This window comes from Herbiconiux dendrobii, from assembly GCF_052048175.1.
In the GTDB taxonomy this organism is placed as follows: Bacteria; Actinomycetota; Actinomycetes; order Actinomycetales; family Microbacteriaceae; genus Herbiconiux.
The window spans coordinates 980215-1004085 of record NZ_JBLZQV010000001.1 but is presented as its reverse complement, the minus strand read 5'-3'; the positions used below and the strand labels follow the sequence as shown (position 1 = coordinate 1004085).

The window sequence follows — 23871 nt, the reverse complement described above, 5'->3', positions numbered from 1 at the left end:
TCGCCGGTTTTCGCGCCGACTTTCCACAACTTGTGTCATGTCGCGGGACGGTGAGGAGGCGCTCGGCGACTTGGCAGAAGTGGCCGGTTTTCGCGCCGACTTGCCACAACTTGTGTCATGTCGCGGGACGGTGAGGAGGCGCTCGGCGACCTGGCAGAAGTGGCCGGTTTTCGCGCCGACTTGCCACCACTTGTGTCATGTCGCGGGACGGTGAGGAGGCGCTCGGCGACCTGGCAGAAGTGGCCGGTTTTCGCGCCGACTTGCCACCACTTGTGTCATGTCGCGGGACGGTGAGGAGGCGCTCGGCGACCTGGCAGAAGTGGCCGGTTTTCGCGCCGACTTGCCACCACTTGTGTCATGTCGCGGGACGGTGAGGAGGCGCTCGGCGACCTGGCAGAAGTGGCCGGTTTTCGCGCCGACTTGCCACCACTTGTGTCATGTCGCGGGACGGTGAGGAGGCGCTCGGCGAGATGACAGAAGTCGCCGGTTTTCGCGCCGACTTGCCACAACTTGTGTCATGTCGCGGGACGGTGGGCGGGCGGGTGCGGCTAGAGGGGGGCCGGACGGGACGGGGCGGGTGGGCGCGGCGGGTGGAGGTGCGCGGGGGTGGGGCGCGTAGCGTGTGGGGATGGCGAATCTTCTTCATCTGGACTGTTCGGCCGACCTGCGGCGGTCACGGTCGCGCGCGATCGGGCACTCGTTCAGCGAGGCGTGGCTGGCCGCCCAGGCGGGCAACACCGTGACGCACCGGGATCTGCACCGCGATCCGCTGCCGCACCTGGCCGACGCCTCACTGCACTGGCCGCCCCGGCTACGGCCCGCGGATGCTGCCCCTCCCGCCGCAGCGGAGGCTCTGCAGGCCTCGCTGATCGCCGAACTGCTCGCCGCCGACGTGCTGCTGATCGGCGCGCCGCTCTACAACTACTCGCTGCCCTCCAGCCTCAAGGCCTGGATCGACAACATCCACGTGCCCGCCGTCACCGCCCCGTTCGACGGCGACACGCAGCCGATGGCCGGACGCCCGGCCGTGATCGTCACGAGCCGCGGCGCCTCCTACGACGCCGGTTCCCCCACCGAGGGCTGGGACCACGAGATCCCCGCGCTCCGCCTCATCCTGGGCACCGCCCTCGGCATGGACCTCACGGTCATCGAGACCAACCTCACCCTGGCCGAGGACGTCGCAGCCCTCGCCGACCAGATCCCCCGCAGCCGCGACGAGCTCGCCGCCGCCCACGCCCGGGCCTCCTCGCTCGGCAGTTCCCTCGGCACCCCCACCCCTTGACAGTCATCGACCCGTCACTTCGTCCCGGTATTCGCTCGTCAGAGCGGGACTGAGTGACGGGTCGATGCCCGTGGGGGGGGTGACCCGCGGCTACTGGGCTCGCTGGAGGGCGATCAGGCCCGTGGGGAAGCGGTCGCGGGCCGAGACGTAGACCTTGCCGAGGGCCTCGTCGACCGAGACGCCGTAGACCTTGTTGCCGTAGGCGGTGCCCGGGTAGTTCGCGATCTCGGTGAGGTCGGCGGCATTCAGGATGCGGATGCCACTGGCCTCGAAGGCGTCGGAGGAGTGCCCGATGTAGAGGCGCCCCGCCTTCGAGTCGACGGCCACCGAACGGTAGTCCGGATCCGTCACCGCGAGCGACTGCAGCAGATCGAACGACGTGCCGTCGTACACCCGCACGCCCTCGGTCCCGGAGCCGTTGTTGGTGGTGTAGAGACGGTTCGCCGCCGCATCGAACGCGATGCCGTGCGTCGCCCAGCCCTCACCCGGCGTCTCGACGACCTGGATCATCGCCCCGGTCTGCGCATCCATCACCTGGAAGCCCGTGCCCCGGTTGGCGCCGAACACCCGCCCGGTGGCGAGGTCGACGTCCATCCCGCGCACGTTCGCCGTGAAGGCGAACGGCCCGCGCGTGATCGCGTCGGTGGCCACGTCGAGCACGACCCACGAGGCGCCGTACGCCACGTAGAGCTCGCCCTTGGCCGAGTCGAGGGCGACATCGCGCACACCCTCGCCCTCGGCGCCGGCGATGGCATGCGTGGCCACCACGGCATCCGTCACCGGATCGATCTCGAGCACCCGCGCGGGGCGCTGCTCGTTGCCGACGAAGAGGTGACCGGTGGCCGGGTCGACCACGGAGCCGACCGGCTTCACGTCGAGGTCGGCGTTCGAGGCAGCCGACGGGATCGCCGTCAGCTCGCTCGCCGCGTACGCCAGGCCCATCGGCGGCTCCGGATCGGTGGGATCGGTCGGATCCGTGGGATCCGTGGGATCGGTCGGATCCGTGGGATCGGTCGGATCCGTCGGGTCGGTCGGATCCACCGGCCCACCCACGCCCGCACGCCGGCTGATCGTCACGGCCACCGGAGCGAGCTCCGAGCCGGGCGGGTTCAGCCGGAAGTCGCGGTTGGACACGAACACCCGCTGACGCTCCTCGTCGACCGAGATGCCGTAGCCGTCCTTGCCGTACGCGGGATCGGCGATGTCGGCGAGCAGCTCACCCGTCTTCACGTCGTGCACCGAGAAGCCGCCGGTACCGGCGACCTGTCCGGTGTAGCCCACGTAGACCAGACCGTTGGTCGAGTCGACGTCGAGCTGACGGGCGTTGACCCGGCCGACCTGCTCCCAGACCTGGCCGAATCCGTCGTCGGCGTCGAATGCCGCGATCTGCACGGAGTCGGCCGCGTCGCGGAAGTACGCCGTGGTGACGAGCCCGTTCGCCGGGTCGGCCGCCACGTAGTACGCGTCGCCCGTTCCGCCGATCACGCCGAGCGAGGCGCCCGACGCGGCATCCAGAACCTCCACACCCCGCGAGGGGATGGCGCCGTAGACGAGCCCGCGCTCGGGGTCGACGTCGATCGATCGGTTCGAGGCGATGAACGGGAACGGCCCTGCCACCGTCTCGCCGAAGTTCGCGTCGGCGATGGAGACGACCCGCCAGTTGGTGTTCTGCTGGCCGACGTAGAGCAGCTGCTTCTCGTCGTCGATCCCGAGGTCCCGGATGTTCTCGGGCATCGTGATCGTGCGCAGGATCTGGTTGGTGTCGGGGTTCAGCTCGAAGATCGAGCGCCCGTTCTGGTCGCCGAGGTAGAGCACGTCCTTCGCCTGCGAGAACGCGGATCCGGCCGGCAGCGAGGCGTTCGACTTGTTCACCACGTCGATGGATCCGGCCACGTCGTAGTCGAAGCCCGCCTCGAGCACGCGCTGCGAGACCGTGACGGCCACCGCATCCAGCTCCGACCCGGGCGGGTTCAGGCGGAAGTCGCGGTTGGAGACGAACACCCGCTGATGCTCCTCGTCGACCGAGATGCCGTAGCCGTCCTTGCCGTAGGAGGGATCGGCGAAGTCGCCGAGCTGCTCGCCCGTGGCGAGGTCGAGCACGGTGAAGCCGCCCGATCCCGCCGCGGTACCGGTGTAGCCGACGTAGACGAGACCGTTGGTGGAGTCGATGTCCACCTGACGGGCGTTCACGCGGGTGACCTTGTCCCAGACCTGGCCGAAGCCGTTCTTCGCGTCGAAGGCCGCGACCTGCACGGCATCCGGAACCTCCTCGAAGTAGGCGGCGGTGACGTACCCCTTCGACGGATCGGCGGCCACGTAGTACGCGCCGGCCGTTCCGTCGATCACGCCGAGCGACTCGCCCGTGGAGGCCCGCAGCACCTCGATGCCGCGGGAGGGCACGGCGCCGTACACCAGGTCGTTCACCGGGTCGACGTCGATCGAGCGGTTCGACTCGATGAACGAGTACGGGCCGCGCACGACCTGGCCGAAGGTGTCGTCGGCGATCGAGACGACCACCCAGTTGCGGTTCTGCTGACCCACGTAGAGCAGCTGCTTCTCGTCGTCGATCCCGAGGTCCCGGATGTTCTCGGGCAGCGTGATGGTGCGCCGCACCTCATCGGTGTCGGGATTCATCTCGAAGATGTTCCGGCCGTTCTGGTCGCCCAGGTACAGCAGGTCCTTCGACTCGGAGTACGCGGATCCGGCGGGCAGCGAGGCATTCGACTTGTTCACCGAGTCCAGCTGCGAGACGACCTGGTAGTCGACCGTGCCGACCGGGGTCTCCGGATCGGTGGGGTCGGTCGGATCGGGGTTCGGCACGCAGCCCAGGCACGGGGTGCCGGGGTCGCTCGGGTCGATCACCTGGGGCGCCTCGTCGTCGGTCACGGCCTTGCCGGCATCGTTCTTCACGATCGTGAGACCGTCGAAGTACTCGCCGTCGGCGGTGCGCGACTCGTAGCGGAGCGTGTCGCCCGCGACGTCGATCAGCTGGTAGAGCTCGACCTCGCCCTCGAGCTTCTTGAGGTGGCCTCCGTTCTCGTTCCAGATGCGGGGACCCGCACCCGAGTACATCTTCGAACCCACCACCGACACCGCGTACACGGGCCCGTCGTAGTTCAGCTCGGAGTTCCAGGTGCTGGGGTTGCCCTCCTCGGCGGCGAGCGTGTTGCCGCGGCCGTAGTTGTGGTCGTGGCCCTGCAGCACGAGGTCGACGTTGTTCGCCTCGAACAGCGGCAGCCAGGCCTCACGGATGGCGCGGTTGTTGCGCCCCTCGTCGAGCGAGAACACCGGGTGGTGGAAGTACACGACCGTCCACTTGTTGGGATTCGTCTCGAGGGTCTGCTTCAGCCACTCGGTCTGCACGGCGAGCGCCGCCGCATCCGTGATGTTGCTGTTCAGCGAGATGAAACGCACGCCCTGGTAGTCGTTGTAGTAGACCGTGCCCTTGAGCAGCGCCTCGATGCCCTCGGCGCCGGTCGGGCCGTTCTCGGGGTAGTCGAACTGGGCCTGCCACTGCGTCGAGAGCTCTTCGCCCTCGTACTCGTGGTTGCCCGCCGCCGCGAGGAAGTTCTGCGTGCCGAACTGGTAGCCGGCCGCGTCGAACACCTCGCCCCACTGGCTGTCGTCGTTGGCGGCATCGATCAGGTCGCCCGCCTGCAGCACGATGCTGGCGTCGGGGCGGTCGCGGAACGCGTTGCGGATGACCCGGCTCGCGTCGCTCTTGATGCCGTTCTGCACGTCGCCGAGGTAGATGAACGAGAACGGGTCGGCGGTCGCTGCGGCCGTGGTGAAATGCTGCCACTCGCTGAAGTTCGTGCCGTCGCCCACGCGGTACTGGTACTGCGTGTCGGGCTCGAGGCCGGTGAACTGCACCGTGTGGAAGGTCTCGTCGTAATTCGCCGTGGAGAGATCGGTGTTCTTCGCGGCATCCACCGTCATGATCCCGGTCGGGTACGGCGTGGCCGTGGCGACGCGATACTCGGCCTTGGCGGTCGAGACACCCTTGCTGGTGCGCCAGGTGACCGACTGCGAGGTGGCGAGGTCGCCGTTCGGGGTGAGCACGATGCGATCCGGGATCACCGACGGCCCGTGCTGCACGAGCGGGGTCACCGTGGCGGCCTGGGCGCTGCTCACCCCCAGCACCGGCGTGAGCAGCGAGGCGGCGACGGCCGCGATCGCGAAGCCTGCGAGCATCCGCGCGCTGCGGCCCCGCTTGGACGTGTTCGTCATGGTCTGACGACCTTTCGATGCTGTGGTCGGGGAGGTTGGGGTGGTTCCGGATGCGGGGCGGCGGTCGTCGCGGCCGGTTCCGGATGCGGGGCGGCGGCTCATGCGACGCCGCCCTCACGGCGACCGCGGCGGTAGAGCACGAACAACACGGCGAGGCCGGCGAGCAGGGCGGCGCCGCCGAGGGCGATCCCGACCCCGACGCCGTTGACGCCCGTCTCGGCGAGGTTCTTCACGCCGGTCGCGGCCGATCCGGGCTTCAGTACGGTGATTGCGACGTATGCCTCGGCACCCGACTCGAGACCGCGCACCACGATGTGGTGCTCACCGGGAGCGACCCCGGCCGGGATGTGGGCGGTGAAGAAGTAGGCGCCGTTCGCATCCGCGGTGGGGTAGCCGAGCTCGATCGGGTCGGAGTGCAGCGTGACCTCGAGATCTTCGTTCGGCCAGAAGCCGCTGCCCTTCATGCTGAGCGAGTCGCCGGCCGCGATTCCCGTGGCGGAGAGCTCGATCGGCGAGGGGTTCGCCGCCGGCTTCGGCTGGGTGGGGTTCTCGGTGGGCTGCGGGCTCGCGGTGGGCGGCGCCGTGGGGCTCGCCGTGGCGGTGGGCTCGGGGGTGGCGGTCGGCTCCGGGGTCGCGGTGGGCTCGGGGCTGGTCGTGGGCTCGGGGCTCGCGGTCGGCTCGGGGGTGGGCTCCACGGTCGGCTCGGGCGTGGGCTCCACGGTCGGCTCGGGCGTGGGCTCGACCGTCGGCTCGGGGGTCGGGGTGGCCGTGGGCTCGGGCGTGGGTTCGACGGTCGGCTCCGGCGTGGGCTCGACGGTCGGCTCCGGCGTGGGCTCGACGGTGGGCTCCGGCGTCGGCTCGACGGTCGGCTCCGGGGTCGGGGTCGGGGTCGGAGTCGAGGTCGGCTCCGGGGTCGGGGTCGGCTCGGGCGTGGAAGTGCCCTCGCCGGGCACGACGGGCGTCGGGCGCTCGGGGGCGTCGATGTCGGAGCGGGTGGATCCCGGTCCCGAGGCCCAGGCCACGGTCTCGTCGGTGACGAGCTTCGTGCCATCCGTCTTGGTGATGGTGAAGGCGTCGAAGAGCTCGCCGGTGACCGTGTGGCTCTCGAGGTGCAGCTGGTCGCCCACGACGTCGACGGTCTGGTACATCTGCGTGTCGCGGTTCATGCTGCGCAGGTTCGCGCCGTTGGTGATCCAGTTGTTCGACTCGAGCGGGTCGGGCACGTACATCTTGGGGCCCGCCACGGTGACGAGGTAGACCGGTCCGGTCTGGCTGGTGGCGGCATCCGCCCCGGCCGGCAGGTTCTGCTCGTTCGCGAACAGGTTGCCGCGCCCGTAGGCGTGGTCGTGGCCCTGCAGCACCAGGTCGACGTCGTACTTCTCGAACAGCGGCAGCCAGGCCTCGCGGATGCTCGCGTTGTCGCGGCCCGAGGTCACCGAGAAGATCGGCTGGTGGAAGGCGATGACGGTCCATTTGTTCGGGTTCTGCGCCAGCACCTGGTCGAGCCAGGCGGTCTGCTCGGCCAGCAGCGCGCCGGAGCCCATGTTGGCGTTCAGCGTGATGAAGCGCACGCCCTGCAGGTCGACGTAGTAGACGTTCTCGTCGAAGGTCTGCTTCACCTCCGGCGTGCCGGCCGGACCGTTGCGCGGGTACTCGAACTGCGCGCCCCAGTACCGGCTGAGCTCGGGGCCAGGGTAGTACTCGTGGTTGCCGGGGGCGGCGATCACGTTGAGGTAGGAGTTCTCGAAGCCGGCGGCGCCGAACCACTCGCCCCACTCGGCATCCGCGACGTCGGTGTCGATCAGGTCGCCGAGGTGCACGACGGCCTTGGCGTAGGGGCGGGCCTCGTAGGCCGCCCGGAAGGCGCGCGAGGCGTAGCTCTTGACGTCGTTCTGGGCGTCGCCCTGCACGATGAACGAGAACGGCTCGGCGGTGGCCGCGGCGGTCTCGAACTCGAGCCACTCGCTCCAGGTCTCGCCGTCGCCCACGCGGTAGAGGTAGGCGGTGTTCTCGGCCAGGCCCGTCATCGTGGCCGTGTGGTACTTGATCGTGTAGCCGAGGTCGGTGGCGAACTCCGTCGTGGAGGTGGCCGCGACGGTCGTCGAGGCGGTGACCGGGCCCTTCGTCATCGAGGCCAGCTGCACCTGCGGGGTGGTGACGTCGACCGAGGTGCGCCACGACACGTTCTGTGTGGCCGCCGGGGTCTCCGTGGGGGTCAGGATGACGCGGTCGGGCACGGCCGAGGCCACGTGCACGAGCGCGGGGTTGACGGGTGGCGGGTTGAGTCCGCCAGCGGCGTAGGCGATGCCGCCGCCGAGCGTGCCGAGGGCCACGACGGCCGCGAGGCCACCGGCGACCAGCGCGGTGCGGGGTGTGAGGCGCGTCAGGGCGCGCGTGAGCTTCTCGCTCTTCATGTGATGGGACGTCCTTCGGTGAGACGGCACGGGTTGCCGACGGATGCCGCGCACGCTTGGTTCGCGCACGACGCCGATCACGCTAACGAAGGGGCGGGGGCGCATCCGGGGGTCGGTGGGAGGTTTCACGGCGCGTTCATCCGGTGCTCGGCAACGCGCTACGAGAGCCCGTATTCGGTCATCCACTCTTCACACGGGGATGCCCCTCCCGGGTTGGCAGCGGTGCCATCGACCTGCTATACGCGTATAGTTCTGACGTCCGTCTGCGCTTCGATAGCGTAGGAGACCCCGACGATGCAGAGGAGAGATCCGTCCCATGACCACCCGCCGAACGCTTCGAACCCTGTCCGTGCTGATCCCCCTGGCCCTGACGGGGGCTCTGCTGAGCGGATGCAGCGGTTCGGGCGACGATCCCACGGACGACGCGCCCGCCGGCCCGCCGCCGGCCTCGGCCGCCCCTGTCACCGGTGCGCCCTCCGCCACGGCCGACGCCGGCGGATTCCCGACCTGCGACGAGGTCAAGGCGGCGCTCGGCCCGGAGGTGGCGGGTCTCGTCGAGCTCGCCGACAGTGAGAACGGCGTGGCGACCGGTTCCGACGGCCCCGCCCTCGGCTGCGCCTGGCACACGAAGGAGACGGCCGATTCGAGCATCGACCTGGAGGAGTACGGCGGGCTCTCGCTCGGGATCTCGCGCGACCCCGAGTACACCGAGGAGAGCATGGAGCCCCTGGGCTGGAACGTCGAGGACGGCCGGGTGGCCGCCGCCGGAGCCTGGGCACTCAAAGTCGGCGGTGGATACGACCCCGCCGAGCAACTGGACGTGACCGGGGTGCAGGTCGTGCGGGACGGTGTCGTCGTCGTGCTCACCTCCGGCGGGGTGGCGCTCCAGGACGTGCCGCAGCTGGCCGCGCTGACGAACGAGTGGGCGCTGGGCGCCGGCGTGGCGGCCCTCGACCTGATGGACTGATGGGCTGGTCGACTGATGGACCCTGATCGGACGCTCTCATGACCGCCCCGCCGCCCTTTCCGGACGCGCGCCTGCGGAGGTTGCCGTTCCCGTCGTGGCCGATCTGGCTCGTCTTCGGGCTGCTCCTCGTGCCCTGCATCGCGATGCTCGGCGTTCTCGGCTTCGCGAAGGATGCGGCGGCCGATCGCCTGGGCCTCGAACGCGACGCCGTGGGGCGGAATGTCGTGCTCACGGGAGTGCTCTCGGAGGTGGAGACCACGTCCGGGCTGCCGAAGACGAGCAGCCTGTACGAGGTCACGATCCCGGACACGGGGACCGGCACCGGAACCGATCCCGGTCCCGATGCCGATACCGATACCGGAGCCGAGGACCAGGTGACGTTCCGCGGCGACGAGCAGTGGGGCTTCCCGCCGTCGTCGGACTACCCGGCCGAACTCGACTTCCTGGTCGTGCTCGACGATCGACCGCGCGCCGTGCAGCACGGCCCCGTCGGCAGCATCCGGCCGGTCACCGAGCAGTCGGTTCGCGAGGCCGAAGACGAGTTCACGTCGGCGCGGGCCGTCTGGGTGGCCGGGATCGTCGTGTTCTGGCTCTTCACCCTCGGCCTGCCCGTGCTCGCGATCCTGCTCGCCGTGCGGCGGCACCGGGCGAAACGGCGGCTCGCTCCTCGCGCCCTGCTGTGACGCGGCACGCCGTGGATGGTGAGAGGTCCCCATCGCGGCGGATCTTGCACACCCGTAGGTTAGGTCGGTGTCCCGGTCGAACCGGGCGGGAAGGGATCGGTGGATGCGACGAGTCGGGAGGCTGTCCGTCATGGCGCTCGTGCTGGGGCTGGCCGGCTGCGCCGGGGCGGACGACGCGGACGACCAGGCCCGGTACGACGCGATGCTGGAGATCGAGAAGGTGCCCGGGGTGCTCGTCGCGCCGTACGAGCGCTTGGTGCAGGTCGACCCGGCCGCATCCGAGGACGAGATCGTGACGACGGCACTGGCCGTCCGCGAGATCCTCGACGGCCTCGGCTCCGACCGCCCGAGAGAGCTCGACCTCATCGCCGTGTATCCGGGTGACGCTTCCGTGACGACCGAGTTCACCACGCGGTCCTACGAGGATGCCGACCGGTTCGAGCGGGATGTGCGCATCTGGGCAGGCCTGCTCGACGAGGGTTTCACCGAGGTCAGGTACAACGTGTTCGACGACACGGGCGACGGGGTGCTGAACGTGCATTCCGGCGAACCGGGCGAGCCCGGACCAACGGTGAGCCAGGCGTTCGACGCCATGGTGACTGCGCTGGGTGACGACCTGACGTCGTTCCCGGGACTGCAGACCGAAGCGCTCGTCGGCGACGTGCTGGTGACGAACCGCTCCGGCCATCCGGCCTTGCCCGCCGGCTGGGACACCGCGCTCGAGGAGGTCACGAACCTGGAATACATCCCGAAGGCCAGTGCGCAGTTCGAGCCCGACACGACCGCGCTCCGTCTCACCGGCACCACCGGCCTCACCGCCGAGCAGACCGCGGAGATCCTGGGGATCCTCGGCGGCGCGGGAGTGCTCCAGCCCTCGGTGAGCGTGAGCTACGCCATCCGGGGCGACGACGGTTCGCTCACGACGCTGTTCGGAGCGACCCCGTGAGGCGGCGGCTGGTGGTGGTCGCCGTCGTGGCCGTGCTCCTGCTCTCCGGATGCACGCCGCGATACGACACGCCTGACGATCGATCGCAGGCCTTCGGCGATGCCGTGGCCGAGACCCTGCGCGACGTCGAGCCGCAGCCGGCCGAGCTGCGGGTGCGAGGGAGCTCTGACGGGATCACGCTCGACGCCCGCCTCGGCGACCTGTCGTCATCCGACACCCGCCGCTTCATCGAGGAGGCGCTGCCGCTCGTCGGGGACTCGCCGCTGGGCGCCCTGCCGGTGCGACTCGTGCTGAGCCACGACGACGTCCGGTCGGGGGCGGGGGGCCTGGAATGGCTCGGCTACGATCCGGCCCGCTCGGACCGGTACTTCTCCGCGGTACAGCTGTGGCTGGACGTGCTCGCCGACCCCGGAGTTCGGGTCGGGGAGAGGTTCGAGGTCCAGGCGGCGTACGTCTCCGGCACGGTCGAGGTGTTCGACGGCCGGGATCTGGAGGCCTATCGCAGTGAGCTCGTCGGAGTCCTCGAGCAGGCGGGATACGTCGATCCGTCGATCACGGTCGTGGCCACAGCGGCGCAGTAGGAGGACGGTGCAGGAACGCAGAGTGGTCCGGGCGGACTCGCCGGGCCGATCCGAGCTGGACGCGCAGGGCTGGGTCGTCATCGCCCGGTCGTGGGGTGCGGGCCTGGTGCTCGACGAGGAGCGGCGCCAACGGGTGCGGCACCTCGTGAACCGGGCGCATCCGCTCGTCAGCGTCAGGGAGGTCACCGCGAGCGACGTCGAGGCCGTGCTGGCCCTGGACCGCGCGACGGCGGACGACTACCCCGGCGACATCGCGACGGCCCACGACGCCCTGACGACGGCCGGCGCGACGCCGACGGCCACCCACCGCGGCTGGGGCGCCTTCACCACGGATGGCCTGCTGGTGGCGATGACGTTCGCCGACACCGACACCAGCCCCGGCCCCGGCCCCGGCCCCGGCGTCACGGAGACGGATTTCACGGTCGTGCGTCGAGGATGGCGCCGCCTCGGGCTCGGATCCGCCGTGAAGGCGGCGTGCGTGCTCGCCCTGGCCGACGAGGGCCACACGGTCTTCCGCACCGGCGGCTCCTTCGACAACCCGGCGAGCATCGCCGCCAACCGCTCCCTCGGCTACGAGCTCGACGAGGAGTGGCTCACCTACGTGCCCGGAGGACCTCCCTCAGGAGGCGCACGCTCGACCTGACGTGCTGCGGGGACCTCGAGCGACCACGTCACGTCCAGCGAGCGGGTCGGCGGCAGTGCGATGTCTGCAGGATCGATGGGAGCGGTGCCGGCGGGGAGCTCGTTGGTAGCGTCGAGGCTGATCTGGCATTCTCCGATGAACTGGCCGGTCGTGGGGTCGATGAGTACGTCGGCGTAGTTATCGGTGTACGCGGCTGAGAAGCCGGCGTTCTCGTCGCTCGACGTGTTCCCCTCGACCGACCGGATCTCGGTCTCGATATGTACATGCCCCGGGACGCACCATCTGCAACACCGACCGTCAGATCATTCTCGCCAAGTTCCTGCCGGGACGATCCTGCGCACGCTCGGCAGCCTGTCTGCCATCCGACGCCATACTCTCCGGCGTGTTCGATCAACGCAGCCAGGACGGCTCGGAGAAGAGTGTTTGGAGCTCGTTCAGGAGGCGCGCGGCGTGGAAGCCGTCCGCCGCCGCGTGGTGCACTTGGAGGGCCACCGGCATGACGGTGCGCCCGTCATGGTCGCGGTACCGCCCCAGCGTGAAGATCGGCAGCAGATGCCTCCACCCGTGGCGGAGCTGGAGGCTGAACCCGGTGAACGACGCCCAGGGGATGCTGGAGATGTCGAACACGTTCGCGGGCATGTCCGGTTGCGGCTGGAACGACGTGGCCTGGCGGTTCCGTGCCGCCACCTCGGCCGCCTGCTCGTGGAACGTCGGGAAATCGGCGTGGAACGGGGACCAGACACTGGCGAAGGTCTCGCGGTCGGGGTTGCAGACGGTGAACGCAGGATGCACGACGTCCCAGATCGCAGGCTTTCTCTCGTCCACGAGGGTCAGGCGGAATTCCTCGTGCCGATTGACCAGCGACGAGATCGCCCAGATCTGAGCGACGTAGGTCTTCCATGCCGATCGGCGAAGAGCGGCGACCGTCTCCGTGACGTCGATGTCGACCGTGATCGCGTAGGTGCACTCGACCTCGGTGAAGTAGTGGTCGAAGTGCTCTCTCCGGGGCCACGCATCCAGGTCGATGAGGCGAGGATCAGTCATGCCGAAAGCCTAGGAGGCGCTGCGTTGCGTCGCCGTCTGCGCCGCCGTCCGCGCGGTCGGCCTCCAGGACGGCCCGTTCTTCGGGCGGAGTGAGGCCGGCCCGGCGTTCGCGGTGCGCGTTCCGGGCCGTCTCATCCGCCAGCACCCGGGCGAGAGTGTCGTCGAGGAAGGAGAGGGTGCCGCCGGTGGCGAGGAAGGACGCCCCGGATCGCTGCAGGAAGGCAGTGTCCGTCTCGGGGAGCCAGAGCGGCAGAGATCGCGGCCCGGCCCAGTGGTTCACGCCCTGGGCGAGCAGGAAGCGGTCGTCGAGCGGCACGAGATCTCCCCCGTATCCGGTCGCTTCGACGGCAGCGGAGAAGAAGTTCCGCATGGGGTGGATCTCTCCGACGGCGTTGATCGTGCCGGTGACGCCGGTGCGTCCCGCCCGTTCGATCCACGCCGAGAGGTCGGCGACGTCGATGACCTGCACGAAGCGCCCATCGGGCGTCGGGACGACAGCCGGGCCCGTCCGGCTCAGCCGCGCCGGCCAGTATCCGAAACGGTCGCTCGGATCGCCCGGGCCGACGATGAGACCCGGGCGGGCGATGAGGAGGCGGTCTCCGAGCGCTGCGGCACTGCTGCGCTCCGCCGCGACCTTCGCATCGGCGTAGGAGGAGAGGTCTGTGGGCTCCACCAGCCGGGCGGACTCGTCGGCGCCGGGCTCGTCGTTCGAGGCGTACACCGAGACCGACGACACCAGCGTCCAGTGCGAGGCGTACCCCGCGAGCGCACTCAACGCGGACTCGACCAGAACCGGCTCGGAGGAGAGCTCGATCACGTCGTCCCAGCGCGTTTTCAGGTCGTCGTATGCCCCCGTCGACAGGCGGTCCGCGCGAATGTGATGCGCCTCCTCGGCGACCTGCCCCGACCGCCCGCGCGCCAGGCAGACCACCTCCGAGCCGGCCTCGACCGCCCTCCGCGAGATCTCCCGACCCAGCCATCCCGTTCCGCCCAGCACCAGCACGCGTCGCATGCCGACAGTCAACCAAGCCCCGTCACGTTCGCCGACAAGGCTTCGCTCCCAGCGCAAACGCCGGACATGACGGATCGCGGACGCCGCGGCGGCGGGTGGCCGCACCGCCTCTCGCTCGGGAGTGGAAGTCCCGACGGGTCGCGGGCTAATTTCGACAGATGTACTACAACGACGCGGCAACGACCGGGAACTCTGATGTCAAGGAGCCCCGCGCGAAGACCAGATGTCTCGCCGTGCTCGTGTCCGTAACGGTCACCCTCGGCTGTGCGCTGACTGGCTGCGTGGCCGATGTTCCCAGCGATGACGCCGTGCCGTCGGTCGCAGCGACCCCGGTGGCTGAGGAGGAACCGTCGCCCGCCGTGACTGACGTCGCCGACAACCCTCCACTCGTGGACACCGGCGTCCGCGAGCACGCAACCGGTGAGGTCGTCCTCGACGATGCCGGGCAGATCGTGAAGTACGTCGTCGCCGAGGGTGATCGCGGCGACGAGATCGGGCTGCGGCTCGGCACGGAGGCCACGCAGATCTACCACGACGCGGGAGAGTTCGAGGGCCGCAACATCCTCAACTGGGGTCAGATCCACCCCGGAGACGTGCTGCGATTCATCTCCGGCCGATGATGCCCGTTCCGGGGAACGATGCGACACGCCGCCGGCCGAGACCGTGCGGTTCCGACGGCGGTTGACAGGTGTCGAGCTGGGATCAAGGCTGGGTGAGGAGGAGGGACCATGACTGGGGTACTCGAGGGCGTTCGCGTCTCCGCGGGGCGCTCGCGGGCGGCGTTCGTCCCGGGCGCGGCCGTGATCGCACGAATTCGGAGGATGGTGATCGCCGCGGTCGTGGCGGGTCTGGCTTATTCCTCTCTGACCGTGGCCAGCAAGGGCATCTGCGCCGGTGGGGTGGATGCGTCCGGCGGGTTCACCGATTCGTCGGGGAACCCCACGGCTGTAGCGCCGTCGTGCCTCTCCCTCACACTGGGACCGAACCCGCTGATGCTGGTGCTGTTCGCTGCGATCGTCGTCCTCGCGCTCACGCGGGTGCTGAATCGAGCGCAGAGCGAGAAGGACGCGGTGCGCATCATCGATCGATCCGTGGTCGCGATCGCGGTCCTGGCCGCGCTCGGCATCGTGATCTCGCAGATCTGGTTCGGTCTGATCCCGATCTGGGACTGGACTCCCACGGGATCGTATTCGTTCGTCTATCCGTTCCCGTTCGGCAGTGTCGACCTGTCGATCAGGCCGATGACGACGTCCTAACCCGGGACGCAGGCGGCTAGCGGCCGGTGTGGCCGGTGTTGGCGGCCGGCGCCGGATTCGCTGCGGTCCACGCCACGTCGAGCCGGAGCGCGGACCCGTCGACCCTCGTCGACGGCATCCGGTTCGCCGACCGCGCACGGTGCGGTTGCGCTCGGTGCCGCCTGGGCTCAGCCTTGTCTGCATGACTGACGAGACATCCGGGATCGATGTCAGGCGCGACGACGGGAAGGCGTTGATCGGCGTTCTGGCGGTGCTCGAAGGGCTCATCCGGGCCGGCCGGATCGGGCCGAGCGAGGTGAGCTCCTTCCGCCGGCGCCTGGCCAGAGACGGTGTGATCGAGGTCGATGACAGCACCTCGGATGACGGGTCGACAGACGTCGAGATCGGCTTGGGTGAACTGAACGCACGGCTGCGGCGATCGCTCGGAGAAATGTGGTGAGGGCCGGGAGGCGAAACGCGACTACCCGATGACGCTGCGGTAGCCGGGAACAGTGCTCGACGCGTACTCCCCCGGGAGTAGGCGGGGCGGGCCCGGGGGCGGATGTCGCGGGGTGCGGGCGCGGCTACGATCGAGCCATGCCGCAGCAGCCGGGTCGGAGCAGGGCCGAGCGTGAGCGCTGGGCCGCCGAGCGGTGGGCGGAGTCGGGCTGGGGGGACCGGGACTGGGAGCCGCGCTTCCGCATCGGGGGCCGGCCCGCGCTCTGGATCCCCGTCATCGTCTCGTTCCTCGTGCAGATCCCGGCCGCTCTGCTCAGCTGGCACGCGCGCCGCTTCGAGAGCGCCTTCGACGACGACCCCGGCCGCTTCGCGCTGCGCCTCGGGCTCGCGGTGCTCGGACCCGTGGCGCTGCTGTTCGCCCGGCGGTTCCCCGGCCCGGTCGTGGCGGTGGTGTCGGCGGCGGCGGGCGCGTACGTGCTCGTCGTGTCGGGCAGCGCGGCGCCGCCGTACGTCGCGGTGGTGTTCGCCGTGATCGGGGCCGTCGTGCGCGGCGCGCGCGTGTGGGCGTGGGTGTCGGTCGGGGTGGCGTGGGCCGTCACCCTGCCGCTCGGCGTCGTGCTCGGGGTGTCGTGGCAGCCGGCGCTCGTGGTGGCCGTCACGCTCGGGCTGCTGCTCGTGCTCGGCGTCGGCGAGGCCCTGCGCACCCGGCGCGAGCGCTCCGACGAGTTCCGGCGGCGGGTCGCCGAGCGCCGGCAGAGCGCCGCCCAGGCCGAGCGGGTGCGCATCGCCCGCGAACTGCACGACGTGCTCGCGCACTCCCTCAGCCAGATCAACGTGCAGGCCGGAGTGGGCCTTCACCTCATCGACACCCGGCCCGAGGAGGCCGCCAAGTCGCTCGCCGCCATCAAGGCGACCTCCAAGTCGGCGCTCGACGAGGTGCGCTCGGTGCTCGGCGTGCTGCGCGAGGGGGCGGATGCGACGGTCGGCGGGACGGATGCGACGGACGGCGCCGTTCCGGATGCGGCGCCCCTCGTTCCCGAGCCGGATCTCAGTCGCCTCCCGGGACTCGTCGCATCCGTGCGCTCGCAAGGGCTCACGGTGACCTTCGACGACCGGATCGGCGACGCCGCCGTGCCCCAGGCCGTGCAGCTCGCGCTGTACCGGATCGTGCAGGAGTCGCTGACGAACGTCATCCGGCACGCCGGCGCCTCCGCAGCATCCGTCACTCTCGCCTGCACCGACGCGGAGTGCACCGCGGTGATCGAGGACGACGGCGACGGCCGCGGGGCCCCCGCTGAGAGCCGCGCCGCCGCCGGCCTCGCCTCGCCCGGCTCCCTCACCGAGGGCCGCGGTCTGCTCGGAATGCGCGAGCGCGCCGCCCTGCTCGGCGGGCACCTCGAGGCCGGCCCGCGCCCCGGCGGAGGCTTCCGGGTGGCCGCCGCACTCCCCCGGCGCAGCGGGGGCTTCGGATGATCCGGGTGGCGATCGCCGACGATCAGCAGTTGATCCGGGGCGGGTTCCGGGCGTTGCTGGCCTCGGAGCCCGACCTCGAGGTGGTGGGCGAGGCCGGATCCGGGGTGGAAGCGGTCGAGCTCGTGCGTGCCCAGCGGCCCGACGTCATCCTGATGGACATCCGGATGCCCGACGGCGACGGACTGTGGGCGACCGAGCAGATCACCGCCGATCCGCAGCTCTCGGCGACGCGGATCGTGGTGGTGACCACGTTCGAGCTCGACGAGTACGTGGCGCGGGCGATCCGGGCGGGGGCGAGCGGGTTCCTGGTGAAGGACACGGAGCCGGTCGAGCTGATCCGGGCCGTGCGGGTGGTGGCGGGCGGCGAGGCGTTGCTGAGCCCGGGCGTGACGCGTCGGCTGCTGGAGCGGGTCGCGCACGATCTGAGTGCTGCGCCCGACGCCCGGCGGCTCTCGGCGCTCACCCCGCGCGAGCAGGAGGTGCTGGCACTGGTGGGCGAGGGCCTCACGAACGACGAGATCGGCACGCGCCTGCACCTCAGCCCGCTCACGGCGAAGACGCACGTCTCGCGCATCATGTCGAAGCTCGCCGCGCGCGACCGCGTGCAGCTCGTGATCGTGGCCTACGAGACCGGGCTCGTGGCGCCCGGCCGCTGACACCGGTGGCTGAGACCGGTCGCTGAACCTGGTCGTGCCCGCCCGGGTCCACGCGCGCACGAGGCGTGCTCCGTAGGGAGTACGGCAAGTGTCGCCCGGGGGCCGATTCGCGCGAGGGCCGGGGCGGCGAGGGTGGAGTCCTGAGGTTCCACCGGAACCAGAGAGAAGGATGACATCGTGTCGACCGCCGTGCTCGCCACCGCCCCCGCCCTCGCCGCCGCCCACTTCGGGCCGGGATTCGGCTTCGGAGGCGGCTGGCTGTTCCTGCTGATCCCGCTGTTCTGGATCGCCCTGTTCGCCGTCCTGTTCGCCACCGTCGGCCGCCGTTGGCGCCGCGCCGCCTGGGCCCACCGGGCCGGCGGGTTCGACCAGCCCGGACGCCGCGCCGAGGCGACGCTCGCCGAGCGCTTCGCGCAGGGCGACATCGACGAGGTCGAGTACCGCGCCCGGCTCGAGGTGATCCGCACGAACAACCCCGCGCCGCAGTTCCCGGGCCGCTAGCGCCCCGCCCGCGCCGCTCTCCCCCGCGCGCACCTCCGCCGACCCGTCACGTGATGCCGTTATCCGGTCGTGATAGCGGCATTACGTGACGGGTCGGCGGAGGTGGGGGTGGCTAAGCGGGGGTGGGGGGCGGCCGCGCAGGTGGGGTGGGTCAGCGGGAGAAGAGGCGGCGCAGGAGGCTGCCGAAGGTGGTGCGGGGCGCGGATGCATCGGCCCGGGATGCGGAGGCCGGGGCCCGGGATGCGGAGGCCGGGGTGCGGGATGCGGAAGCCGGGGTGCGGGATGCGGAAGCCGGGGTGCGGGATGCGGGGGAGGCCCCGCGGGCCGGCGCGGGAGGGCGCCGAGCGCCCGCGCCCGCCGCGCCGGCGGCGGCGGCCGGCCGCCCCGTGCGCCAGGCGTAGCGGCGCGTGAGCGCCGCCGCCACGAGCGCGAAGCGCTCGGCGTCCAGCGCCACCGCCTCCCGCCGGATGCCGCCCTGGTGCAGCCGGAACACCCGCTCGAGCCGCACCCAGCTGGGCCGCCCGACCGAGTCCCACGGGCCGCTGCCTATGCCCACGTCGTAGGTGTCGTCGTGCGGCTTCGAGGTCAGCTGCACCCCGAGCAGGGTGCCGCCCGGCTCCGCGGCCACCACGAGCACCGGCCGATCCTTGCCGCGACCGTCGTTCTCCTCGTACGGCACCCACGTCCACACGATCTCGCCCGGGTCGGCATCGCCGTCGGTCACCGGGTTGTACGCGATCGACACCGGCCCGACCCCGCGCGGATCGACCTCGCGCGTGGCCGCCGGACCCGAGCGCCCGGGGCTGTCGCGATCACCGCCACCGGCACCACCGCGCCCATCCGCTGCACCGTTCGATCCGCGTCCGCCACCCGTAGCCATGCGCCGACGCTATCAGTCGAGCCCGGACCCACAGGCGCCTCATAGCCGCCTCGAAGGGATTCTTGCCCGGGAGCAACGATTCGCGAATCGCCGTCTCCGGATGCGCCCCTCCGAGGCCTCCGGGGGTTTGGATGGGCAGCGGGAGCCGTCGATCTTCGCCGCGGCCCGACGTTCGAGGACCCATGACACCAGCACCCCGCCCCACCCGCCGTGCCGCGCGCCGCAGCCCGCTGCGCGCGCTCACCACCGCCGTGCTGGCGATCGCCGTCGCGGCATCCGCCACCATCGCGGGCGCCCCCGCCTACGCCGTCGACTACCCGAGCTGGGACGACGTGCTCGCCGCCCGCTCCAGTGAGAGCGCCAAGCAGGCTCAGATCACCGAGATCACGAACGTGATCGCCCAGCTGCAGGCCGAAGCGGATGCCGCCCGCCAGCTTGTCGCCGAGCGCACCGCCGCGAACGACGAGGCGCAGTCCGCCCTCGCCGCCGGCCAGCTCAAGGCCGACACCCTCACCGCCTCGGCCGCCGCGGCCGCCGCGAAGGCCGAGGAGTCGAAGAAGCGCGCCGCGGTCGTGGCCGCCCAGTTCGTGCGCACCGGCGGCAACGACCTCACCACGATGCTGCTCACCAGCAGCTCGTCCGAGGCCGACGACCTGCTCGCCCAGCTCAGCTCGGCCGGCCAGCTCACCCAAGCGGTCAACGCCGTCTACGCGAGCGCCGATCAGGACAAGAACACCGCCCAGTCGCTCAGCGAGCAGGCGACCGTGGCCGAGGCCGAGCTGAGCACCCTGGCGGATGCCGCCCAGGCGGCTCTCGAAGAAGCCGCCGAGGCCCAGCGCGCGATGATCGCAGCGCTGCAGGAGCAGTCGGCGCACCAGGCCGAGCTGAACGCCCAGCTGACCAGCCTGCAGCAGAACCTCGCCACCACCGAGCAGCAATACCAGGAGGGTGTCGCAGCGGCGGCGGCCGCGGCTGCTGCTGCAGCGGCCGCCGCGGCCGCAGCCGCGCACCAGGGCGGCAACGTGGTCGGCCCCGTCTCGGGCGATGCCCAGGCCCTCGCCCAGGAGCTGATGGGCGACGTCGCCGCCGGCACCTTCCACGGCTCCACCCCCGATCACATCTTCGAGATCGCCTGGATCGCCCAGGGCCAGGATGTCGAGAACTGCGGCATCGACGTCGTCATCCTGCAGGCCATGGTGGCGGCGGTGCGTGCCTTCGGAAGCGCGGGCGTGAGCGACATCAGCCGGCGCTGCACGGGCCAGATCGAGGGTGCGGGAACGGCATCCGCCCACTACCGCTCGGGCGGCGGCCACGCGGTCGACTTCACCTCGGTGGGCGGCGTGCCCACCACCGGCGCGAACGACGCCTCGCTGAACCTGATCGCGGTGCTCGACCCGATCATGCCCAACGGATCGCGGGTCGGCCAGTCCAACTGCCGCTACGCCGCCGGCAACGAGCCCTCGTACATCAACTTCGTCAGCTTCGCCGACACCTGCAACCACCTGCACATCGACGACTTCTGAGAACCGGGACGGTGTTGCCGCTTGCGCTGAGATGACTAGACTGTCTAACTATCAGGGGCAGTTCGTTTCACAGGGGGTGGTGAGCATGGCGGTACCGACGGCCGTGCCGGCGAGCATTCCGTTCGACCCCGCCCTCGCCGACGTGGTGATCGTGCATCGCGTGGGCGAGCAGTGGGTGCTCGAAGTGCGCCGCTTCACCGGTGACCGCCTGGCGAGCACGGTGCTGCACATCCACGGCGACGCCCGCCCGCGGCACGTCGTCACCCTGGCCCGCCACCTGCTCGAGCGCTGGGGACTCGTGCCCGACCAGCTCCCCGGCTGGGACGACCGCACCGGCACCTGGTCGTCGACCCTGCGCATCCCGCACCCTCTCATCCGCGCCTGACGTCCTCATCCGCGCCTGGCGTCCTCATCCGCACCTGACGTCGGCATCCGCGCCTGACGCCGGCACTCGCGCCTGACGCCGCAGAGCGACGGGAGCACGCGATACTGGCATCATGAGCCCCGCCGCGACCCCTCCACCGGAAACCGGCAGCTCGAAGCCGCGCGGGCCGAGCGTGTTCGACGTGGCGAGGGCCGCCGGGGTGTCGCATCAGACCGTGTCGCGCGTGCTCAACGACCATCCGAGCCTGCGCCCCGCCACCCGGCAGAAGGTGCTCGACGCCATGCGCGAGCTCGGCTACCGGCCGAACCTCGCCGCCCGCGCTCTGGTGACCAGCCGCTCCCGCATCATCGGCATCCTGTCGACGGCGCACGGCGAGTACGGACCGGCGTCGAGCATCGCGGCCGTCGAAGCGGCGGCCCGGGCGCGTGGGTACAGCGTGAGCATCGCCACGGCCGACGGACTCGACGCGGCCTCGGTGAACGAGGCGCTCGAGCACCTGCTGGCGCTGTCGGTGGAGGGCCTCGTGGTGGTGGCACCGCAGACGCCCGTGCTGACGACGCTGGGACGCCTGCCGATCGGGGTGCCCTTCGTGACCCTGCAGACGCTCAGCACCCTCGACGGCGCCACCGTCGCCCTCGACCAGCACCAGGGCGCCCGCCTCGCCACCGCCCACCTCGCCGATCTGGGGCACACCGGGATCGCCCACCTCGCGGGGCCGGCCGACTGGATCGACGCCGGATCGCGGGACTCCGGATTCCGCGCGGAGCTCGCCTCCCGCGGGCTGCAGCCGGCCGTCGTCGCGGCGGGCGACTGGAGCGCCGACTCAGGCTACGAAGCCGCCCGCGCCCTGCTGCGGCCCGGCGTCACCGCCGTGTTCTCGGCGAACGACCAGATGGCCCTCGGGCTGCTGCACGCCGCCGCCGAGGCCGGCCTCACGGTGCCGGACGACCTGAGCGTCGTGGGCTTCGACGACACCCCGGAGGCCCGGCACTACCGGCCGGGGCTGACGACGGTGCGGCAGAACTTCGCCGAGGCCGGGCGGCAGGCACTGGCCCGCCTGCTCGGGCAGGCCGAGGCCCCACCCTCGGTGGAGCCGGCGCTCGTGCTGCGCGGGTCCACGGCTCCCCCGTCGCACTGACCGAACGCCTCGGGGACACTTTGACCGAACGCCTCGGGGACGCACTGACGGAGCACCTCGGGTACGCACTGACAGAACACCCCTGCGACGTGTATGCTCGTCGCTGATGTGAGCGATCACATACGCGAACACATGCCAAGCCGAAGGAGTCCCCGAGCATGAGCCAGCCCGCCCTCACCGAGCACGAGGCCGCCCGGGAGACCATCGCCGCCGGACGCGCCATCCTCGGCATCGAGCTCGGCTCCACCCGCATCAAGGCCTGCCTGATCGGCGACGACCACGCGGTGCTCGCCGTCGGCGGTCACAGCTGGGAGAACGAGCTCCGCGACGGCGTCTGGACCTACTCCCTCGACGACGTCTGGACGGGCCTCCGCGCCGCCTACGCCGCCCTCGCCGCCGACGTCGCGACCCGCTACGGCGTGCACCCCACCGGCTACGGCGCCATCGGCGTCTCGGCGATGATGCACGGCTACCTCGCGTTCGACGCGGCCGGCGAGCTGCTCACGCCGTTCCGCACCTGGCGCAACACCAGCACCGGCCCTGCGGCCGCCGAGCTCTCCGAGCGGTTCGGGGTGAACATCCCGCTGCGCTGGTCGATCGCCCACCTGCACCAGGCCGTGCTCGATCGCGAGGCGCACGTGCCGCGCATCCGGCACCTCACCACCCTGGCCGGGCACGTGCACGAGCGCCTCACCGGGCGGCGGGTGCTGGGGGTCGGCGACGCCTCGGGGATGTTCCCGATCGACTCGCGCACGAACGACTACGACGCCGGGATGCTCGCCCGTTACGACGAGCTGCTCGCCGAGGCCGCCCCCGAGCTCGGCCAGAACCTGCGCGCCCTGCTGCCGGAGGTTCTCCTCGCCGGCCGGCCGGCGGGCGAGCTCACCACCGAGGGCGCGGCCCTGCTCGACCCGAGCGGCACGCTGAAACCGGGCGCCCCCCTCTGCCCGCCCGAGGGCGACGCCGGAACCGGGATGGTGGCCACCGCCTCGGTGGCTCCGCGCAGCGGGAACGTGAGCGCGGGCACGAGCATCTTCGCGATGGTCGTGCTCGAGCATCCGCTGCGCGAGGTGCACCACGAGCTCGACCTGGTGACCACGCCCGCCGGCGACCCGGTGGCCATGGTGCACTGCAACAACGGGGCGAGCGAGCTCGCCGCCTGGGCCGGTCTGTTCGAGCGGTTCGCGGCGGCCTCGGGCACACCGGTCGAGGCCGACGCCGTGTTCGAGGTGCTGTTCCGCGAGGCGATCGACGGGGCCCCGGATGCCGGCGGCCTGCTCGCGTACAACCACCTGGCCGGAGAGCCGATCGCGGGTCTGCACGACGGGCGCCCGCTGTTCGTGCGCACCCCCGGGAGTGCGTTCACGCTCGCGGACTTCATGCGCGCCCAGCTCTACGGCGTGTTCGGCACCCTCGCGCTCGGTCTCCGCGTGCTGGCCGAGGAGGGCGTGCGGATCGAGCGGATGTTCGCGCACGGCGGCCTCTTCCGCACCGCCGGGGTGGCCCAGCGGTTCCTGGCCGGCGCCCTGGACGCCCCGGTGACCGTCGCCCGCACGGCCTCGGAGGGGGGCGCCTGGGGTATCGCGGTGCTGGCCGCGTATCTGCGGCCCGCCGCATCCGGGGTCTCGCTCGACGACTTCGTGACGCGCGAGGTGTTCGCCGGCGCCGAGCTGAGCAGCGTGGAGCCCGACGCCGCCGACGTGGCCGGTTTCGCCGCCTACCTCGAGCGCTACCGCGCCGGACTGGCCGTGGAGGCCGCGGCCGTCCAGGCCCTCCCGCTCGAAGCCGGCGCGACCGGTGCAGGTGCCCCGGAGTCCGC

The 23871-nt window shown here is 71.2% G+C and carries 19 protein-coding genes and 3 pseudogenes; 16 read left to right on the top strand and 6 right to left on the bottom strand.

The annotated features are described in order from the left end of the window. Positions 1-628 precede the first annotated feature (628 nt). Positions 629-1282 (top strand): FMN-dependent NADH-azoreductase, encoded by a 654-nt coding sequence (locus tag ACN4JJ_RS04660; protein WP_440708731.1) that lies wholly within the window; start codon positions 629-631, stop codon positions 1280-1282. Between the two features lie 90 nt (positions 1283-1372). Here the strand turns inward: ACN4JJ_RS04660 and ACN4JJ_RS04655 are convergent, their stop codons facing one another. From ACN4JJ_RS04655 to ACN4JJ_RS04645, 3 genes and pseudogenes are all read right to left on the bottom strand, one after another. Then, a complete protein-coding gene (locus ACN4JJ_RS04655) occupies positions 1373-5614 on the bottom strand; it encodes a metallophosphoesterase (RefSeq protein ID WP_440708730.1) in 4242 nt (1413 codons plus the stop codon). Continuing rightward, positions 5614-5748: pseudogene (locus ACN4JJ_RS04650) on the bottom strand (LPXTG cell wall anchor domain-containing protein); the annotation flags it as partial. The gene ACN4JJ_RS04655 and the pseudogene ACN4JJ_RS04650, both read right to left, overlap by 1 nt. 1110 nt (positions 5749-6858) lie before the next feature. Beyond that, positions 6859-7926: pseudogene (locus ACN4JJ_RS04645) on the bottom strand (purple acid phosphatase family protein); the annotation flags it as partial. Between the two features lie 316 nt (positions 7927-8242). Here ACN4JJ_RS04645 and ACN4JJ_RS04640 point away from each other — a divergent pair. From ACN4JJ_RS04640 to ACN4JJ_RS04620, 5 genes are all read left to right on the top strand, one after another. Further along, a complete protein-coding gene (locus ACN4JJ_RS04640) occupies positions 8243-8893 on the top strand; it encodes a hypothetical protein (RefSeq protein WP_440708729.1) in 651 nt (216 codons plus the stop codon). A gap of 38 nt (positions 8894-8931) precedes the next feature. Then, a complete protein-coding gene (locus ACN4JJ_RS04635; protein WP_440708728.1) occupies positions 8932-9576 on the top strand; it encodes a hypothetical protein in 645 nt (214 codons plus the stop codon). 130 nt (positions 9577-9706) lie between these two features. Beyond that, complete coding sequence (locus ACN4JJ_RS04630) at positions 9707-10522, top strand: hypothetical protein (protein ID WP_440708727.1); 816 nt, start codon at positions 9707-9709, stop codon at positions 10520-10522. Beyond that, positions 10519-11103 (top strand): hypothetical protein, encoded by a 585-nt coding sequence (locus ACN4JJ_RS04625; protein WP_440708726.1) that lies wholly within the window; start codon positions 10519-10521, stop codon positions 11101-11103. The genes ACN4JJ_RS04630 and ACN4JJ_RS04625 overlap by 4 nt, the downstream gene beginning before the upstream one ends. A 7-nt stretch (positions 11104-11110) precedes the next feature. Then, positions 11111-11746, top strand: a complete 636-nt coding sequence (locus tag ACN4JJ_RS04620) for a GNAT family N-acetyltransferase (protein ID WP_440708725.1) — start codon at positions 11111-11113, stop codon at positions 11744-11746. A gap of 390 nt (positions 11747-12136) precedes the next feature. Here the strand turns inward: ACN4JJ_RS04620 and ACN4JJ_RS04615 are convergent, their stop codons facing one another. Continuing rightward, complete coding sequence (locus ACN4JJ_RS04615; RefSeq protein WP_440708724.1) at positions 12137-12790, bottom strand: CatA-like O-acetyltransferase; 654 nt, start codon at positions 12788-12790, stop codon at positions 12137-12139. Further along, positions 12783-13802 carry an NAD-dependent epimerase/dehydratase family protein gene (locus ACN4JJ_RS04610; protein ID WP_440708723.1) on the bottom strand — a complete coding sequence of 340 codons (1020 nt, stop codon included), beginning with the start codon at positions 13800-13802 and terminating at the stop codon, positions 12783-12785. Before ACN4JJ_RS04610 ends, ACN4JJ_RS04615 begins: the two co-directional genes overlap by 8 nt. A 158-nt stretch (positions 13803-13960) precedes the next feature. Between ACN4JJ_RS04610 and ACN4JJ_RS04605 the strand changes: the two genes are divergently transcribed. From ACN4JJ_RS04605 to ACN4JJ_RS04580, 6 genes are all read left to right on the top strand, one after another. Beyond that, positions 13961-14422: a hypothetical protein gene (locus tag ACN4JJ_RS04605; RefSeq protein ID WP_440708722.1), complete on the top strand. Its 462-nt coding sequence runs from the start codon at positions 13961-13963 to the stop codon at positions 14420-14422. Between the two features lie 108 nt (positions 14423-14530). Continuing rightward, the gene (locus ACN4JJ_RS04600) at positions 14531-15058 is read left to right on the top strand and encodes a hypothetical protein (RefSeq protein WP_440708721.1); all 528 of its coding nucleotides are present in this window, start codon (positions 14531-14533) and stop codon (positions 15056-15058) included. 181 nt (positions 15059-15239) lie between these two features. Further along, positions 15240-15497, top strand: coding sequence for a hypothetical protein (locus ACN4JJ_RS04595; RefSeq protein ID WP_440708720.1), 258 nt, complete (start codon positions 15240-15242; stop codon positions 15495-15497). A gap of 137 nt (positions 15498-15634) precedes the next feature. Then, complete coding sequence (locus ACN4JJ_RS04590; protein ID WP_440708719.1) at positions 15635-16969, top strand: sensor histidine kinase; 1335 nt, start codon at positions 15635-15637, stop codon at positions 16967-16969. After that, complete coding sequence (locus tag ACN4JJ_RS04585) at positions 16966-17625, top strand: response regulator (RefSeq protein WP_440708718.1); 660 nt, start codon at positions 16966-16968, stop codon at positions 17623-17625. The genes ACN4JJ_RS04590 and ACN4JJ_RS04585 overlap by 4 nt, the downstream gene beginning before the upstream one ends. Positions 17626-17802: 177 nt before the next feature. Beyond that, positions 17803-18126 (top strand): SHOCT domain-containing protein, encoded by a 324-nt coding sequence (locus ACN4JJ_RS04580; RefSeq protein WP_440708717.1) that lies wholly within the window; start codon positions 17803-17805, stop codon positions 18124-18126. 151 nt (positions 18127-18277) lie between these two features. On the opposite strand, the gene ACN4JJ_RS04575 is transcribed toward ACN4JJ_RS04580, so the two are convergent. Next, positions 18278-19006, bottom strand: a complete 729-nt coding sequence (locus tag ACN4JJ_RS04575; protein WP_440708716.1) for a type II toxin-antitoxin system PemK/MazF family toxin — start codon at positions 19004-19006, stop codon at positions 18278-18280. Between the two features lie 182 nt (positions 19007-19188). Between ACN4JJ_RS04575 and ACN4JJ_RS04570 the strand changes: the two genes are divergently transcribed. From ACN4JJ_RS04570 to ACN4JJ_RS04555, 4 genes and pseudogenes are all read left to right on the top strand, one after another. Next, a complete protein-coding gene (locus ACN4JJ_RS04570; RefSeq protein ID WP_440708715.1) occupies positions 19189-20529 on the top strand; it encodes a hypothetical protein in 1341 nt (446 codons plus the stop codon). 85 nt (positions 20530-20614) lie between these two features. Continuing rightward, positions 20615-20914 carry a hypothetical protein gene (locus ACN4JJ_RS04565; protein ID WP_440708714.1) on the top strand — a complete coding sequence of 100 codons (300 nt, stop codon included), beginning with the start codon at positions 20615-20617 and terminating at the stop codon, positions 20912-20914. 112 nt (positions 20915-21026) lie between these two features. Beyond that, the gene (locus ACN4JJ_RS04560; RefSeq protein WP_440708713.1) at positions 21027-22052 is read left to right on the top strand and encodes a LacI family DNA-binding transcriptional regulator; all 1026 of its coding nucleotides are present in this window, start codon (positions 21027-21029) and stop codon (positions 22050-22052) included. 158 nt (positions 22053-22210) lie between these two features. Further along, positions 22211-23827 (top strand): annotated as a pseudogene (locus tag ACN4JJ_RS04555) (xylulokinase); the annotation flags it as partial. Positions 23828-23871 lie beyond the last annotated feature (44 nt).